The 15045-nt window shown below is 72.3% G+C and carries 10 protein-coding genes; 1 reads left to right on the plus strand and 9 read right to left on the minus strand.

Annotation, left to right across the window (positions count from 1 at the left end):
- Positions 1-28: 28 nt before the first annotated feature.
- The 5 genes from ACWD68_RS04240 to ACWD68_RS04260 form a co-directional block, all read right to left on the minus strand.
- Entirely contained in the window at positions 29-901 is an 873-nt protein-coding gene (locus ACWD68_RS04240) for a universal stress protein (RefSeq protein WP_451804940.1), read from the minus strand.
- A 110-nt stretch (positions 902-1011) separates the two neighbouring features.
- The gene (locus ACWD68_RS04245; protein WP_451804941.1) at positions 1012-2052 is read right to left on the minus strand and encodes a LacI family DNA-binding transcriptional regulator; all 1041 of its coding nucleotides are present in this window, start codon (positions 2050-2052) and stop codon (positions 1012-1014) included.
- 61 nt (positions 2053-2113) lie between these two features.
- Complete coding sequence (locus tag ACWD68_RS04250; protein WP_451804942.1) at positions 2114-4918, minus strand: glycoside hydrolase family 3 C-terminal domain-containing protein; 2805 nt, start codon at positions 4916-4918, stop codon at positions 2114-2116.
- 46 nt (positions 4919-4964) lie between these two features.
- Positions 4965-6713, minus strand: a complete 1749-nt coding sequence (locus tag ACWD68_RS04255; protein WP_451804943.1) for a discoidin domain-containing protein — start codon at positions 6711-6713, stop codon at positions 4965-4967.
- Positions 6714-6829: 116 nt separating this feature from the next.
- On the minus strand, positions 6830-7924 hold the full coding sequence (locus ACWD68_RS04260; RefSeq protein ID WP_451804944.1) for a DUF1996 domain-containing protein: 1095 nt from the start codon (positions 7922-7924) through the stop codon (positions 6830-6832).
- A gap of 503 nt (positions 7925-8427) precedes the next feature.
- Here ACWD68_RS04260 and ACWD68_RS04265 point away from each other — a divergent pair.
- Entirely contained in the window at positions 8428-10164 is a 1737-nt protein-coding gene (locus tag ACWD68_RS04265; protein WP_451804945.1) for a coagulation factor 5/8 type domain-containing protein, read from the plus strand.
- A 119-nt stretch (positions 10165-10283) separates the two neighbouring features.
- On the opposite strand, the gene ACWD68_RS04270 is transcribed toward ACWD68_RS04265, so the two are convergent.
- The 4 genes from ACWD68_RS04270 to ACWD68_RS04285 all read right to left on the minus strand — a co-directional run bounded on the left by ACWD68_RS04270 (position 10284) and on the right by ACWD68_RS04285 (position 14940).
- Positions 10284-10901: a hypothetical protein gene (locus ACWD68_RS04270; RefSeq protein WP_451804946.1), complete on the minus strand. Its 618-nt coding sequence runs from the start codon at positions 10899-10901 to the stop codon at positions 10284-10286.
- Positions 10902-11033: 132 nt separating this feature from the next.
- On the minus strand, positions 11034-12878 hold the full coding sequence (locus ACWD68_RS04275; RefSeq protein WP_451804947.1) for a GMC family oxidoreductase N-terminal domain-containing protein: 1845 nt from the start codon (positions 12876-12878) through the stop codon (positions 11034-11036).
- The gene (locus ACWD68_RS04280) at positions 12875-14257 is read right to left on the minus strand and encodes a hypothetical protein (RefSeq protein ID WP_451804948.1); all 1383 of its coding nucleotides are present in this window, start codon (positions 14255-14257) and stop codon (positions 12875-12877) included. Before ACWD68_RS04280 ends, ACWD68_RS04275 begins: the two co-directional genes overlap by 4 nt.
- Complete coding sequence (locus ACWD68_RS04285) at positions 14254-14940, minus strand: FadR/GntR family transcriptional regulator (RefSeq protein ID WP_451804949.1); 687 nt, start codon at positions 14938-14940, stop codon at positions 14254-14256. The genes ACWD68_RS04280 and ACWD68_RS04285 overlap by 4 nt, the downstream gene beginning before the upstream one ends.
- Positions 14941-15045 lie beyond the last annotated feature (105 nt).

A 15045-nucleotide genomic window follows, 5' to 3' on the forward strand; every position in this document is an offset into this window, starting at 1 on the left:
TGCCACACGGCCGCGTCCCGACGGGACCTCAGGAGTGCGGAACCACCGCCACCGGGCAGGGCGCGTGGTGGATCACCGCGTGGGCCACCGAGCCGATCCGCACACCGACCGCGGAGCGCTCGGCCCGGCGCCCGACGATCATCAGCTGCGCCTGGCCGGAGAGCGACAGCAGCACCTGCCCCGCGCTGCCCATCTCGACGTGCTCGACGACGGGCACCCCGGGAAAGCGCTCCCGCCACGGCTGGAGCGCCTCCGCCAGCGCCTTCTTCTCGTACGGCTCCAGGCCGCCGGCCTCGTCCAGCAGCTTCAGCGAGGCGGGGCTGTAGGCGAACACCGGCGGCAGACTCCAGGCCCGTACGGCCCGCACCGTCGCGCCACGTGCCGCCGCGGTCTCGAACGCGAACCGCAGACCGGCCGCACCGTCCTCCGGACCGCCCTGCTGGCCCACGACGATCTCCCGGCCTCCCGCCTCCGCCTCGGGCCGGTCCTCCGCACGCACCAGCACGACCGGGCAGGGCGCCTCGGAGATCACCCGCTGTCCGACGGAGCCGAGCAGGAAGCCGACGAACGCGCCGTATCCGCGCGATCCGAGGACCAGGGTCCCGGTCTCGGCCGCGACGGCCAGCAGGGCCTCCACCGCGTCGCCGTCGAGCACGTCGGCCGTCACCCGCAGATCGCCGTGCCGGTCGCCGACCGAGCGGGCCGCGTCCTCGGCCATGTCGCGTGCCCAGAGTGCCTGCTCCTCGCGGTCGCCACCGCCGACCATGTCATGCGGGGGCCAGTGCCAGGCGTACACCACCCGCAGGGCGACACCCCGGCGGACGGCCTCCCGGCCCGCCCAGGCCAACGCCGCCCTGCTCTCGGGTGATCCGTCCACGCCCACGGTGATCGGGTGGGTCATGCGTCTGCCTTCCGTCGCCGGCCCGCCTGCCCGGCCGTGGCTCGTCCATCCTGACCGGTCCAGTGTCCGTCACCGGCGCCGGAGAACTCGCAGGCCTGGCGGCTCCGCCCCTACGCCGACGCGCGGACCACGAGTTCCGGATCGAAGATCAGCGACGTGGGTTCGCTGCGCACGCCCCGGATGTGCTCGTCGAGAAGACCGGCCATGGCCGCGGCCATCTCCTCGACCGGCTGCCGCACGGTGGTGAGCGGAGGCCGGCACGTCACGGCCACGCTGGAGTCGTCGAAGCCGACGACCGCCACGTCGTCCGGCACGCTTCTGCCCCGCTCCCGCAGCACCTGGCACACGCCCTGGGCCATCAGGTCGTTGGCGGCGAACACCCCGTCGATGTCGGGGTGTTCGGACAGCAGCCCGGACATCGCGGCCATGCCGCTGTCCAGCGTGAAGCCGCCCTCGGCGACCGGTACGTACGGATGTCCCCTGCGGGCCATCGTGTCGCGGAACCCGGCGAGCCGGTCCTGGCTCGCGGCCACGCGGAGCGGCCCGGTGACGGTGACGATCTTCCGGCAGCCCCGGTTCAGCAGGTGCTCGGCCGCCAGTCGCGCCCCGTCACGATGGGCGAGATCGACATAGCTGAGCGGCACGGGTCGGGAGGGCCGGGCGAAGAGGACGGCGGGCAGACCGGCGTCGGCGAGCAGCGCGGGCAGCGGGTCGTCGGCGTGGGTGGAGACGACGAGCGCGCCGTCCGCGCTGCCCTGCCGGAGGTCGGCCAGGACCTGACTCCTGGTCTCCGCGGATTCGGCGAACATCAGGAGCGGATGCATCGCTCGGGGGCGCAGGTACCCCACCACACCGCTGACGACCCGTCCGAAGAACGGGTCCGCGAACACGCGTGCGGCGAAGGCGTTCTGGTCCTCACCCGGGGTGTCGCCCGCGCCGGAGACGATCAGCGCCACCGTCTGACTGCGGCGGGTCACCAGCGATCTGGCGGCCCGGTTGGGCGCGTATCCGGTCCGCTCGATGGCCTGGCGCACCACTTCCTGAATCCCGGGGTCGACGTTGCGGACGCCGTTGATGACCCGGGACACGGTCGCGCGGGAGACTCCCGCCTCCCGCGCGACATCCTCCAGCCTGGGAGCCTGTCTGCTCATTGCCGCACCCTAACCGCACGGCACCGCCTCGGGATAGAGCGCTCTCCCCACCACCCGACGCTCAGTCAGGCACCCGGACCAGCGCGGTGGCCGTCAGGGGAAGAACGCCCGCGGAACGGCCCGCGAGCACTCGGTACGGGCCGGGCTGTGTGCGCCACGCGTGCTCGTCCTGAGCCCAGTGGCGCAGCGCGCGGGCCGGTATCCGCACCACCGCCGTGGTCCGCTCGCCCGCTTCGGCGCGCACCGCCGTGTAGCCGGCGAGCCATCGTTCCGGTCGCTCCAGCGAACCGGGGGGCCCTGCCAGATAGACCTGGACGACCTCGCGTCCACGGCGCGGGCCCGTGTTGCGCACCTCGACCCGCACGGTGAACGGATCCCCGGCCACGATTTCCTCGGGGACGCTCAGCCCCTCGTACGCCCATGTCGTGTAGCCGAGTCCGTGGCCGAACCAGTAGGCCGGTTCGCGGTGGTGGCGCGCCCAGGCGCGGTAGCCGATGTGCAGGCCCTCGCCGTAGTCGAGGCGTCCGTCCGTGGGGCCGGTGCGGGTGACCGGGGCGTCGGCGAGGGCCGCCGCCCAGGTCGTGGGCAGCCGGCCGCCGGGTTCGGCGCGGCCGAACAGTACGTCGGCCAGGCCCGCGCCGCCCTCCTGTCCGGGGAACCAGGTCAGCAGTACGGCACCGGCCCGCGTGCGCCAGGGCAGTTCCACCGGTCCGCCGCTGTTGACGACGACGACCGTGCGCGGGTTGGCGTCGGTCACCGCCCGGACCAGGGCGTCCTGGTGGCCGCCGAGTCCGAGATCCGTGCGGTCGTAGCCTTCCGACTCGCCGTGCTCCGTGGTGCCGACGACCACGATCGCCGCGTCGGCCTCGCGGGCCGCCCGTGTCGCGTGGGCGAGGGCCTCCGCGGTGTCGTGGCGCGGCGGCGCCGCGGCCACCACGGTGGCCCGGCCTGTCCCCGGGGCGAGTTCACGGCGCGCAACGACACGCACCGCGCGTCCGGCCGTGAGAGACACCGGCACACACTGGGCGGGCGGGTTCACATGAACGACCGCGGGATCGTCGGTCTCCTTGCCGAACTCCCCCGCCATGACGATGTGTTCGTCGACCGCGATGCTCATGCGGCCGAACCCGCCGATTCCGAGGGTCCACGGGCCGGAGACTCCCGGAAGCAGGAGGGCGCCGATCTCGACGGTGTGCGCGCCGGGTACGAGTGGAGGCTCCAACTGACGCCCGCCGCTGCGGTGTTCGGAATACAGCTCGTGTCCGGTCGCGTCCAGCAGACGCAGCCGGACGCCGGGGTCACCCGTCACCGGATCGGTGCACAGGTCCGGGGTCAGTGGCGGCGGAGGTGCGTCGGTCGAGGGGCCGGGTGCGTGCACGACGCGCACACCGTCGCCGAGCGCGGCCCTGATGCCGTCCAGCGGTGTGATCACCCGCCGGGGGAAGACCCCCGCGCTGCCGCCGCCCTGGGTGCGCGGCAGAGCCGCGTGCGCGCCGATCACGGCGAGGGTGCGCAGCCGGTCGGGATCGAGTGGGAGGACGCCGCGGTTGTGCAGCAGGACCGCGCTCGCCGCGACGGCGGTGCGCAGCAGGGCGAGCGCGCCGGGCGGGCCGGTGGCGGACGCGGCGGCCTGCGGCGACTCCGGCACGAAGGGCGATTCCGGCTCGGACGCCGGCTCCAGCCCGGACGGCAGCTCCGGCTCATGCGACGCGAGAGTCCTGGGCACGAACCCGGGAACGGGCTTGCCTGGCGACCACGACTCCGGCGCGGACGCCGACTCAGGCTCAGGCTCAGGCTCAGGCTCAGGCTCAGGCGACGACAACCTCCAGGACGCCGGGCCCGGCTCACACGGCGACGACGGCCCCAGGGCGGGCGCCAACTCGAACTCCGGCGACGCCCCGGACACCCGGCCCGTCTCGCATGGCGACGGCGTCTCCGGCGCGGACGGTAGCTCCCGCTCGGGCGGCGACGGCCTCGGCGGCCCGGACGGTGGCTCTCCGAGGGCGCCGCACGCGTCCGCGAGCGCGAGCAGCCGCCGCACCTTGTCGTCGACGGCCGACAGCGGAACACGTCCCGTCTCCACGGCCCGCACCAGCGCCCGCGACCAAGCGCTCTCCGGGCCCGGCATCGCGAGGTCGAGGCCGGCGCGGGCGGCCGGGTCGCCGGCGCGCACCGCGCCCCAGTCGGAGACCACCACTCCGTCGAAGCCCCACTCCCGTTTGAGCGGATCGGTGAGCAGCGGACTGGCGGTCATCGTGGTGCCGTTGACGCCGTTGTATCCGGCCATGACGACCCGGACGCCGGCCAGGACGGCCGCCTCGAACGGTGCCAGGTACACCTCCCGCAGCACCCGTTCGGACACGCGCACGTCGACGGTCAGCCGGTCCGTCTCGGAGTCGTTGGCCACATAGTGCTTGGCGGTGGCGGCCACACCGTGCGCCTGGATGCCGCGGACGAGCGCGGCGCCGGTGCGGCCGGTCAGCTCGGGATCCTCGGAGAAGCACTCGAAGTGCCGCCCTCCCAGCGGCGTGCGGTGGAGATTGAGGGTGGGCGCGAGGACCACGTCGACGCCCTTGCGGCGCGCCTCGGCGGCGAGCAGCCCGCCGAGGCGCTCCACCAGTTCCTCGTCCCACAGGGCGCCGAGCGCGGACGCCGAGGGCAGCAGCAGGGAGGGCTCCCGCTCGTCCCAGGACTGCCCGCGCACTCCGGCGGGACCGTCCGACAAGACCATCTCCCGCAGTCCCAGGGCAGGTTCGGCCCTGGTGCGCCAGGTGGTCGCACCGGTCAGCAGCCGGACCTTCTCGGGGAGGGTCAGCTTGCCGAGGAGCCGTTCGCGCTCCGCCTCGTCGTCCGTCGTCTCCGTCAAGTACGGCCTCCTTTCCGGGAGAGCGCTCTCCGCCTCGGTGTTCGACTCAGTTGTAGACGCCGAACTCGTAGAGCGAGTAACCCCATCCGGTTCCTCGCGCGGTGCCGTTCACCCGTACGTAGCGGCCGGCCCCGGTGACGTCGAGGTCGTCGACGCCGCCGTTGCCGTCGGCGACCGTTCGGAGGGTGGTCCAGTTCTGCCCGTCGTCCGAGGTCTGCACGGTGTAGGCCTTGGCGTACGAGGTCTCCCAGACCAGTTGCACATGCCGGAACGCGGTGCGGGTGCCGAGGTCGACCCGCAGCCACTGCGGGTCGCTCCAGTCGCCGGCCCAGCGGGTGGCGAGGTTGCCGTCGACGGCGCCCGCCGCGGTGCAGGGACAGTCACCGCCGCCGGTCTGGTACGAGGAGGCGGTGGCCGGCTGGCCGAGGGCGACGTTCGTGCCGGCCGGCGTCGGCGGCACCACCCGCACGGAGCGGGTCTCGACACCGACGTTGCCCTTGCCGTCCTTGGCCTTGACGTAGATCTTCCAGACACCCGGCCTGTCCGGTGCGGTCACCTTCAGCCGGCCGCCGCCGAGGTCGGTGAGGGGCAGCGGGTTCAGCTGCTTGCCCTGGTCGATGTACATGCTGTTGTCCAGCACCTCGTACGTGATCGGATCGCCGTTCGGGTCCGTGGCCTTGACGGAGAGCGTGAGGTCGCGTCCCGCGGGCACCTTGCCCGCGTCTCCCTCGACGGTCAGGCCGGAGATGACCGGCGGGGTGTTGTCACGCGAGGTGTCCGTGCCGTACGCCTTCTTCACGGCGTAGTACGAGAGCCGCTTCTCGCCCGCGGGCAGCAGGTTGAACCAGATACCGCCGAAGTCGTACTCGGTCCCGTAGTGGAACATCGTGGCGCCGAGCGCCACACCCTTGTGCCCGGTGACACAGTTCCACGCCCGGGTGTAACCATCGGCCTTCGCGCGGTCGGTGGGTTCGGCGGGGACGCCGTTGGCGTCGTCCGGAACCTCCCACTCGCCCGCCGGTCCGGTCTCGGTGACGATGTAGGGCTTGGTGTAGCCGCCCTGCTCCCAGGCCGACTTCACGTCACAGACGGCGTTGTAGGCGTTCACGGCGTACAGGTCCAGGTCGGGCGCATTCTTCTTGTAGTAGGGCCAGGCACCGGTCCACGCGTCGGTGGAGGTGACGGGGTGGTTGGGGTCGACGGCGTGGATCTTCCTGGTGATGTCGTTGACGAGGGTGGTGTAGGCGCCGCGCTGGCGCTCCAACTCGGCGCCGTTGTAGCAGTTCTGGAGACCGAGCACGGATTCGTTGCCGACGTTCCACATGAGGACACCGGGGTTGTCCTTGTAGGTGTCGGCCCACTTGGGGAACTCGGCGAGCACCTGGTTCCTGTAGGCGGTGTCCGTCAGGTAGTTCACGCAGCTGCCGCTGCCGGGACCGCCGCCGGGCTGCAGCCAGAAGCCGGCGATCACCTTGATGCCCTGGGCCGCCGCCGCGTCGAAGAGAGGCTTGCTGGAGGCGTCGGTGCCCCAGGTGCGGATGGTGTTGACGCCCATCGACTTCAGGTCGGGCAGGTAACGTCCGGCGTCGGCGACGGCCGGGCCCCAGGTGAGGCCTTTGATCTGGTACGGGCTTCCGTCGACGGTCAGTTGCCAGTTGCCCTGCGAGCCGGTGACCTTGACGACGCCGCCGACCGCCTGTGCCGGCTGGTTCGGCAGGACGAGTACCCCCGCGGCGAGCAGGCCCGCGGTGACGGGTGCCGCGATAGGGCGCCGGGTGGTGCGGAATCCGATCATGAGTGTCCGTCCGGTGTGCGGGTGAGGGGGAGGGATGGGTCCAGGCGGTGTGCGGGTGACGGGCCGGCCGGTCCCGCCGGTCCGGCGAGGCCCCGGACCGGCGGGACGCTCCCGTGTCAGGGAAGCCGGTAGTTCTCGTCGAGTGCCGCGCCGGCTTCGGGGTGCGTCTGGTCGTAGCCGCGGGCGTCGCACTGGAGCCCGCCCACGACGCAGTGGTCGACGAGCGCCTTCTGCGTCCGCGTGTCCCACGCGTTGAAGAAGTCGTAGTGGAAGGAGTGGCCCGTGCCGCTCGCGAGCCTCACCTGCGACATGTCACCGTTGACCGGGAAGGCCATCTTGAACTCGATCATCGGCAGCGCGACCGGGTGGTCGTCCGGGCAGATGTTGTTGTTGGTGCCGGGGTTGACCACCGGATACGCCATGTGACGCTGATGGTCAGGGGTGTCCAGGTACTTCCCGTCCCAGCAACTGGGCGCCTGGAAGCGGATGTTGAGCTGGACGTCCGCGGTGTTCGGGCACTGCTGCGGGAAGTCCACGTTGAAGTAGCTGTTGCCGCACTCCCATCCCTCGACGAACCCCCGGTGCTTGCGGAAGTCGGCCGCGGACTGCAGGGGACTGCCGACGACGAACCGCAGCCCCTTCGGGAAGGGCCGCACGCTGGTGTAGTCGGTGACTCCGGCCTTGTAGTAGATGACCTGCGGACCCACCGGCAGTACGGGCGTGTTCCCCTTGAACAGGGTCGGCATCCAGTACGCCGACTTGTCGCCGGGAGCCTTGCAGCTGGTCGAACCGGCCTCCAGCGAGGCGGTGGTGCTGGCCGCGTCGGTGGTGGTGTTGCCCATGAAGGTGTGGTCGTGGGACTTGCCCGGCTGGCCGGGGTAGACGATCGGGTCGTCGGGCCTGGTGCGGGTCACCGAGCAGTTCGCCTGGAACTCGTGGAAGTAGCGGGGCGCTGGCTCCGCCTTGGACGGGACGACCCCGGTCACCTGCGGATTCACCGGGATGTAGCCGTCGCCGTCCGGGTCCTCGGGCGAGGCGAGCGTCGAGGCGGCCATCGCATGACCCGCGTGGACGGCCGTCGCCCCGGCCACGGACGGTGCCGCGCCGGCCGCGGGGCCGGCGCTCATCGCCACTCCGGCCAGGCCGAGCGAGGTCAGCAGCAGCGCGCTGGACATCAGGATTCCTGAGACGGTCTTCGATCTCCGTGCCATGGAGACCTCCTGCCACGTCGATGGGGACGGTGGGGGTCGGGCGGCCGTGGGCGGCGTCGGGAACGAAGCCACCGGGCAACCCGCGTGACGGTCCATCACATGTGCCGAGGAAACTGGGAGAGCGCTCTCCCGTCGAGGAGTGTTGTGGCGGTCGCGCAGGAGTGTCAAGGGAGTTGACGGAGAATCACTTGCCTGCGATATGCGCACCTCTTGAACACGGCATCGGGACCCGCACCCATCGCCATACGGGTGGACACCGTCATGAACTACCGTCATTTGAAAGCGAGTTGCCCGTTCACTGCGCAACAACATTCCGGACTCCGGTCACAACTCTTGACGCGTCGTTCACCTGGATGAAGCATGAATCGGCAAGAGAGCGCTCCCCCATACCTCCCATCGTTCACTTCCTGAACCAGGAGAGTCGCCCCTCATGCCTGCAACCCCCCACAGACGCCCCGGACTCCGGCCGTTCCCCCGTCGCACGGCGCACCGTCCTCGGAGCGATGGCGGCCGGCGCGACCGCGCCCGGACTGCTCGCGCTGTCCGCACCGGCCTCCGCCTCGCCCGCCGTACCCGCCCAGCAGCCGTCGGCCCTCCCCGGCGGCGGCGACCTGGGCCCGAACGTGATCGTCTTCGACCCCTCGACGCCGGGCATCCAGGCCAGACTGGACCAGATCTTCCGGCAGCAGGAGTCGGCTCAGTTCGGCACGGGCCGCTACGCGCTGCTGTTCAAGCCGGGCACGTACAACGGGCTCAACGCCCAGCTCGGCTTCTACACCTCGATCGCGGGCCTCGGCCTGTCACCGGACGACACGACGATCAACGGTGACGTGACCGTCGACGCCGGCTGGTTCAACGGCAACGCCACCCAGAACTTCTGGCGTTCGGCGGAGAACCTCGCCCTCAGTCCGGTCAGCGGCACCAACCGGTGGGCGGTCGCCCAGGCCGCACCGTTCCGTCGTATGCACATCAAGGGCGGCCTCAACCTCGCCCCCGACGGCTACGGCTGGGCCTCCGGCGGCTACATCGCCGACAGCCGGATCGACGGGTCGGTCGGACCTTACTCGCAGCAGCAGTGGTACACCCGGGACAGTTCGGTGGGCGGTTGGGTCAACGCCGTCTGGAACATGGTGTTCTCGGGCGTCCAGGGCGCACCCGCGCAGTCCTTCCCCAACCCGCCGTACACCACGCTCGCCACCACGCCGGTGTCCCGCGAGAAGCCGTTCCTGTATCTCAACGGCGGCGAGTACCGGGTGTTCCTGCCGGAGAAGCGCACGAACGCGCGCGGCACCAGCTGGGGCAGCGGAACCCCGCGCGGCTCGTCGCTGCCGCTCAGCCAGTTCTACGTGGCCAAGCCCGGTGTCACCGCCGCCACCCTGAACGCCGCGCTCGGCCAGGGGCTCCACCTGCTGCTGACACCGGGGATCTACCACCTCGACCAGCCGATCCAGGTGAACCGCGCGGGCACCGTGGTCCTCGGGCTCGGCTACGCCACACTGATCCCGGACAACGGCGTCACCGTGCTCAGGACGGCCGATGTCGACGGAGTCCGGCTCGCCGGCTTCCTGATCGACGCCGGGCCGGTCAACTCCACCACCCTCCTGGAGGTCGGCCCGACCGGGGCCTCCGCGGACCACTCGGCCAACCCGACCACCGTGCAGGACGTGTTCGTCCGCATCGGCGGAGCCGGCGCCGGCAAGGCGACGACCAGCATGGTCATCAACAGCCGGCACACGATCGTCGACCACACCTGGGTCTGGCGGGCCGACCACGGCGCCGGCGTCGGCTGGGAGACCAACCGGGCGGACTACGGCATCCGCGTCAACGGCGACGACGTCCTGGCCACCGGGCTCTTCGTCGAGCACTTCAACAAGTACGACGTGCAGTGGTACGGCCAGCGGGGCCGCACCATCTTCTTCCAGAACGAGAAGGCGTACGACGCGCCGAACCAGGCCGCCATCCAGAACGGGAGCATCAAGGGGTACGCGGCCTACAAGGTCGCCGACTCCGTGACCACCCACGAGGGTTGGGGGCTGGGCAGCTACTGCTACTACAACGTCGCCCCGTCGATCGTCCAGCACCACGGCTTCGCGGCTCCGAACAGGGCCGGCGTGAAGTTCCACGGCCTGCTGGTCGTCTCGCTGGGCGGCAACGGGCAGTACGAGCGCGTCATCAACGACACGGGCGCCCCCACCTCGGGCACCTCCACCGTGCCGTCCACGGTGGTCTCGTATCCCTGACCTACCCCTGACCGTTCCCGCCCGCGCGGCTTCCACCGACGCGGCCCGGGAAGCCCGTCCCCGACAGGAGGACGGGCTTCCCGGGGCGAGGGCGCCGCCGACGCCCGTGTTCGTCCGCGTCAGTAGCGCTGGGCCTTCACCAGCACGGCGGTGAGCTGCGGCTCCGCGGGCTGCCTGCTGATGACGACCGGCTGCGCCTTCTTCCCCGGCTCCAGGTTCTCCTTGCCGACGAACTTCGTCTCCACGACCTTGCCGTCGGGGTTCTTGAAGTCGACCTGCACGGCGTACGAGGCGGTCTTGTCGGTCGTGTTGGTGATGGTGACCAGTACGGCCCGCAGCCCGCCGGTCTCCGCCGTGGGCAGGCCCTTCATGCTGACGTCGGACGTCGCGTTGCCGCTGCCCTTGACGTCCTTCAGCTCCTTCTCGGCGGTGGCCGCGGCGCGCGCGGTGTCGGCGGAGACCGAGGCCGCGAACTCCGAGGCCCTGGCCTCCACGGAGGCGGCCGCCGACGACGCCCGCTCGCTGGCCGACGCGATGATCGAGGAGGCCGCCGAGGCGATGGCGGAGGGCGCCGACCCCGTGAAGTCGGACTTGTTCGGCGGGGTGATGGAGGCCGTACTGCTGCCACCGCCGTCGTCCGAGCTGCACGAGACGAGAACGGAGCAGCACGCGATCGCGGACAAGAGGGCAGCGACACGGCGTGATCCGCTCCGGCCGTGGGGAACGCGTCTGCTCATGGGGGCTCGTCCTCTTCCTGCCGCACGGGGCACGGGGGCTCGTCCTCTTGTTGCCGTACGGACTCCCTCATGCTCCGTGCCACGCCCGGCGAGGGCGAACCGCGGGGGCCCATTGGGGTGGTGCGCGACGGCTCAGCACCCGTGCCGTGCTCCGTCGAGCCACGCCTCCGAGATCGCCAGGGCCGCCGCCATGATGCTCAGCTGCGGGTTGACCTCCGGGCAGCTCGGCAGGACGGACCCGTCCGCCACGAGGACTCCGTGGACACCGCGGAGCCTGCCCTCGGGATCGGCGGGCGCCCGCTGCGGATCGGCGCCCGCGGCCACCGTGCCGGTCGGGTGGAAGGCCGACAGGTGCAGATCGCGGGCGCGGACCGAGGTGAGCAGTTCGTCGAGCGCGTCGGGCGAGCCGGCGCGGGGCGCGCCCGGGACTCCGGTGAGGACCTCCTCGGCCCCGGCGGCGAAGAGCAGGCGGCCCATGGCCCGTACGGCGGTCATCAGGCGGTCGCCGTCGCGGGGGTCGAGGTCGTAGCGGACCAGCGTCCGGTCCCGGCCCCGGACCTGCCCGGAGGGGCGGTCGGCGATCATGGCGCCGAGGGTCGCCAGGTGGTCCGCGTCCTCCAGTTCGCGCCGCAGCTCCCGGCCGAGGCCTGGCAGGACGAAGGTGCCCATGCCGGGCGGGCTCGCGGTCGCCTCGACGAGGACCCCGCGCGCGTGCAGTTCCTCGACCCCGACGCTCTGCAGCACGCCGCGCCAGGCCGTCACCGGCTCGGCGAAGCGGCCGGCCACGCTGGTCGCCGGGTGCACGCTGAGGTTTCGGCCCAGGCGGGGATGTCCGCCGAGGCCCGAGCGGCGCAGCAGGGGCGGGGTCTGGAGGGTCCCGGCCGCCGTCACGACGAGGGGGCTGAGGATCTCCAGTTCGCTGCCGTCGGGGCGGCGGGCCAGGACCCCGGCGGCGCGGGGCGGGCCCGGCGGGTCCCGGTCCAGAAGGATGCGGCGGACCCGGGCGCCGGTGACGATCCGGGCGCCCGCGGCACAGGCGTCGGGCAGGACGGACAGCTGCACGCTCTGTTTGGCACCGGTGGGGCAGCCCACCACGCACTGGCACGAGCCCTTGCAGCCGGGGGCGTTGCGGCGCAGCGGGGCGGCCCGCCAGCCGAGCCGTTCGGCGCCGGCGAGAGTGAGCAGCCCGTTGTTGCCGAGGACGTCGAGGGGCTGGGTCGCCACCCGGAGGGTCCGCTCGACCTCGTCGAGCAGGGGCCCGAGCCCTTCGGCGAGCCCGAACCCGAACTCGTTGCTCCAGCGCCGCCGGACATGGTCCGGAGTCCGGTAGCAGGTACCGGAGTTGACCACGGTGGTGCCACCGACGGCACGGCCGACCGGCAGCAGGATCGGTGGATTGCCGACGGCCACCGTGGCACCGCCGTCACGGTACAGCTCGGCGAACCGGTCGAGGGGCGCCCGGCGCCCGAAGGACGCCGTCGAGTGGTGCCGGCCCTCCTCCAGGACGACCACGCTCAGTCCGGCCAGCGCGAAGGTCCGTGCTGCCATCGCGCCGCCCGCTCCCGATCCGACGACGACCACGTCGGCGGTGCTGCGGGCGGGCCACTCCTCGGCCGGAGTGCAGTCGAGGGGTGGATCCACCGGCGCCGTCGCGGGAGCGCGCGGGGCCGGCATGCGTTCGGTGCCCGCGGCCAGGAGCACGGGAACCTTGAGGAGGTCCAGCAGCGGGGCGAGCCGGGGTCGTGCGGCCAGGGAGCCGAGCACGTCCTCGCGTTCATCGGGGCCGAGGGCCGCCAGGCTTCTGCCGGTACGCACGGCGGTGTACGTCTCCAGGACCGCGACGGCCGTGCGCACTCCGGCACGGGCGGCCCGGGGCAGTGCGGCGAGCACCGAGTCGAGGCGGTGCGGTACACGGGCGGGCCATGCGGCGTCGCCCTGGTCGGCGAGCAGCGCGGCGACGAGTCCTTCGGCGGTCATCGTTCGCCCGCCTCGGCGTGGGCGGTGCCGTCCAGCACCCAGGTGGCCTCCGGGCGCCAGTGTCCCCACCAGCGTTCGAGGACGACACGGGCGTCGGCGGACTCGCTGTTGCGGCACACCGCGCGGGCGCCGTCCGGGTCGCGGTACTCGAGTGTGAGGGTCCGCTCCGCGGGCTGGTTCACCTCGACGCGGATACGGCGCAGCGCCGTGCGGCCGGTGACCGTCCACATGGGCAGGCCGATGGCGGCCCGGAAGCGTCCGAGTCCCAGCCGGCCGATCGCGGAGCGCTCCGGCCGCCGCGGCCACGTGCGGCCACGCCGGCGCAGACGCAGGAAGACGAGCGGGGGCAGCCGCCGCAGGACCGGCCGGGTGGACACGGCCGCGACGATCTCCAGGACGTCGCCGTCACCGAGGTCCGCGTGCAGCCAGGTCCACCGGTGCGCGTTGCCGTGCCCGTAGATCCGGGCGGAGGCGCCGGGTGCGCCGCGAAGGTTCAAGGTCTTCTCCCCGTACGAGAATTCGCCGTCGTACGTGGCTCGGGCGGCCGGGAGCATCTGGGTGGCGGGCAGCAGGGGGCGGCGCCATGACCAGCGAGGGAAGGTGAACAGCGGTGCACCCTGGGGGCGTTCGGCGAGCTTCCATCGGAAGTCCTCTGCGCTGCCCGTCAATTGTCCGGCGGTACACGTCACGTCCTCGGTGGCGAAGCCGTCGGACGGCCGGGTCCAGGGGACGGGTCCGAAGCGGGCGTGGCGTACCTCGCCCTGGCGGGGGAACACCGCGGCCCAGCCATGGGCGAACGGCTCGGATCCGTCGGCGGGTGCGACGAGTTCGTGGTGCAGCCAGACTCCGGTGCCGCTCTCCGGGTCGGTGAGGGTGGTGTACCAGACCTCGGTGCGGCCCGGGGCGCCGGTCCATCGCGGGGCCATGTGTTCCGCGGGGTCCTCGCGGCGCGGGAAGCGGAAGCCGAGCAGGAAGGGTGCGAGGCCGGTGGCCACCGGGAAGCGCAGGACACCCTCGCCGACCCGTGCGTCGCCCTCGTACAGGGTGAACGGCAGCACCGTCATCGACGCGACCGGACGGCGAGGGGTCACCGACTTCCAGCCGTCCAGGGTGAGGCGGCGCCCGTCGGCGGTGAACGTGAGACGGTAGCGGATGCGCCGCCGTGCGATCGGCGACACCTCCAACTCGCCCTCGGCGCGGGGGTCGTCGGCACGTCCGGCGATCCGCGCCCGGCCGGTGAGACGGGCCTGTGTCGTCCGATGCGGGAGCAGTACCCGGTCGGCGGCGGCGCGCAGGTCGAGCCTGATGCGCCGCTCCCCCGGCTCGTCGTCGAGGCGGACCGTGCCGAGCATCGTCTCCGTGAACACCGTGCCCCTCATGCGAGGCCCTCCAGCATGATGGCCTCGGTGATCCGCAGATAGGTGTCGGCCGCCGCGTGCGCCTGTCGCGCGTCCCCGGCGGTCACCGCGTCGATCACGGGCAGGAGGCGCTCGTAGGCCGCCTCCGGGTCGGTGAAGGGTCCCTTCAGCAGGGAGCGGACCGGCAGGTAGGCGTTGAAGAGCGTGTTCGTCAGCAGGACGTAGACGCGGTTGCCGGTGGCCCGGGCCAGCGCGCGGTGCACCTCCACGTCGGCCAGCTGCACCGCGTCGGCGCCCTCGGCCCGCCGTACGGCCGCGAGCAGTGCGCTCAACTCGGCCCGCTGTGCGCGGGTGCCGCGGGCGGCGGCCCGTTCGGCGATCAACGCGCCCACTCCGCGCCGCACTTCGAAGACCTCGTGCACCCAGGTGGCGTCGTGCCGTACGAGCATGGGCAGGAGGTCCGCCCCGCCGAGCCGGGCGTAGTCCCGCACGCGGGTTCCGACTCCGTGCCGGGTCTCCAGCAGTCCCGCCTGGACAAGCCGCCCGAAGGCGTGCTTGAGCGTGGTGCGGGTGACGCCGTACCCGTCGGCGAGCCGCCGCTCCGGGGGAAGGTAACTTCCCGCCGGATGGCGGCCGTCGAGTATGTCCGTCCGCAGCCTGTCCTCCAGGACGTCCACGATGGTCTCGCGGGGCAGTGCCTCCACGTTTCCCCCTCCGGGCAAGTGGCTGAGTGGATGAGCCACTGAACCAGTGAGGACCTTCCCCGGTCAACCCCCGGTACGGAAAAGGCCCGTTGGCGACGCACACCC

The organism is Streptomyces sp. NPDC005141, assembly GCF_053599975.1.

Bases quoted from the DNA above. Each gene is read 5' to 3' on its own strand.
- ACWD68_RS04240 (WP_451804940.1), bottom strand. From the start codon at position 901: ATGACCCACCCGATCACCGTGGGCGTGGACGGATCACCCGAGAGCAGG.
- ACWD68_RS04245 (WP_451804941.1), bottom strand. From the start codon at position 2,052: ATGAGCAGACAGGCTCCCAGGCTGGAGGATGTCGCGCGGGAGGCGGGA.
- ACWD68_RS04255 (WP_451804943.1), bottom strand. From the start codon at position 6,713: ATGATCGGATTCCGCACCACCCGGCGCCCTATCGCGGCACCCGTCACC.
- ACWD68_RS04260 (WP_451804944.1), bottom strand. From the start codon at position 7,924: ATGGCACGGAGATCGAAGACCGTCTCAGGAATCCTGATGTCCAGCGCG.
- ACWD68_RS04265 (WP_451804945.1), top strand. From the start codon at position 8,428: ATGGCGGCCGGCGCGACCGCGCCCGGACTGCTCGCGCTGTCCGCACCG.
- ACWD68_RS04270 (WP_451804946.1), bottom strand. From the start codon at position 10,901: ATGAGCAGACGCGTTCCCCACGGCCGGAGCGGATCACGCCGTGTCGCT.
- ACWD68_RS04275 (WP_451804947.1), bottom strand. From the start codon at position 12,878: ATGACCGCCGAAGGACTCGTCGCCGCGCTGCTCGCCGACCAGGGCGAC.
- ACWD68_RS04280 (WP_451804948.1), bottom strand. From the start codon at position 14,257: ATGAGGGGCACGGTGTTCACGGAGACGATGCTCGGCACGGTCCGCCTC.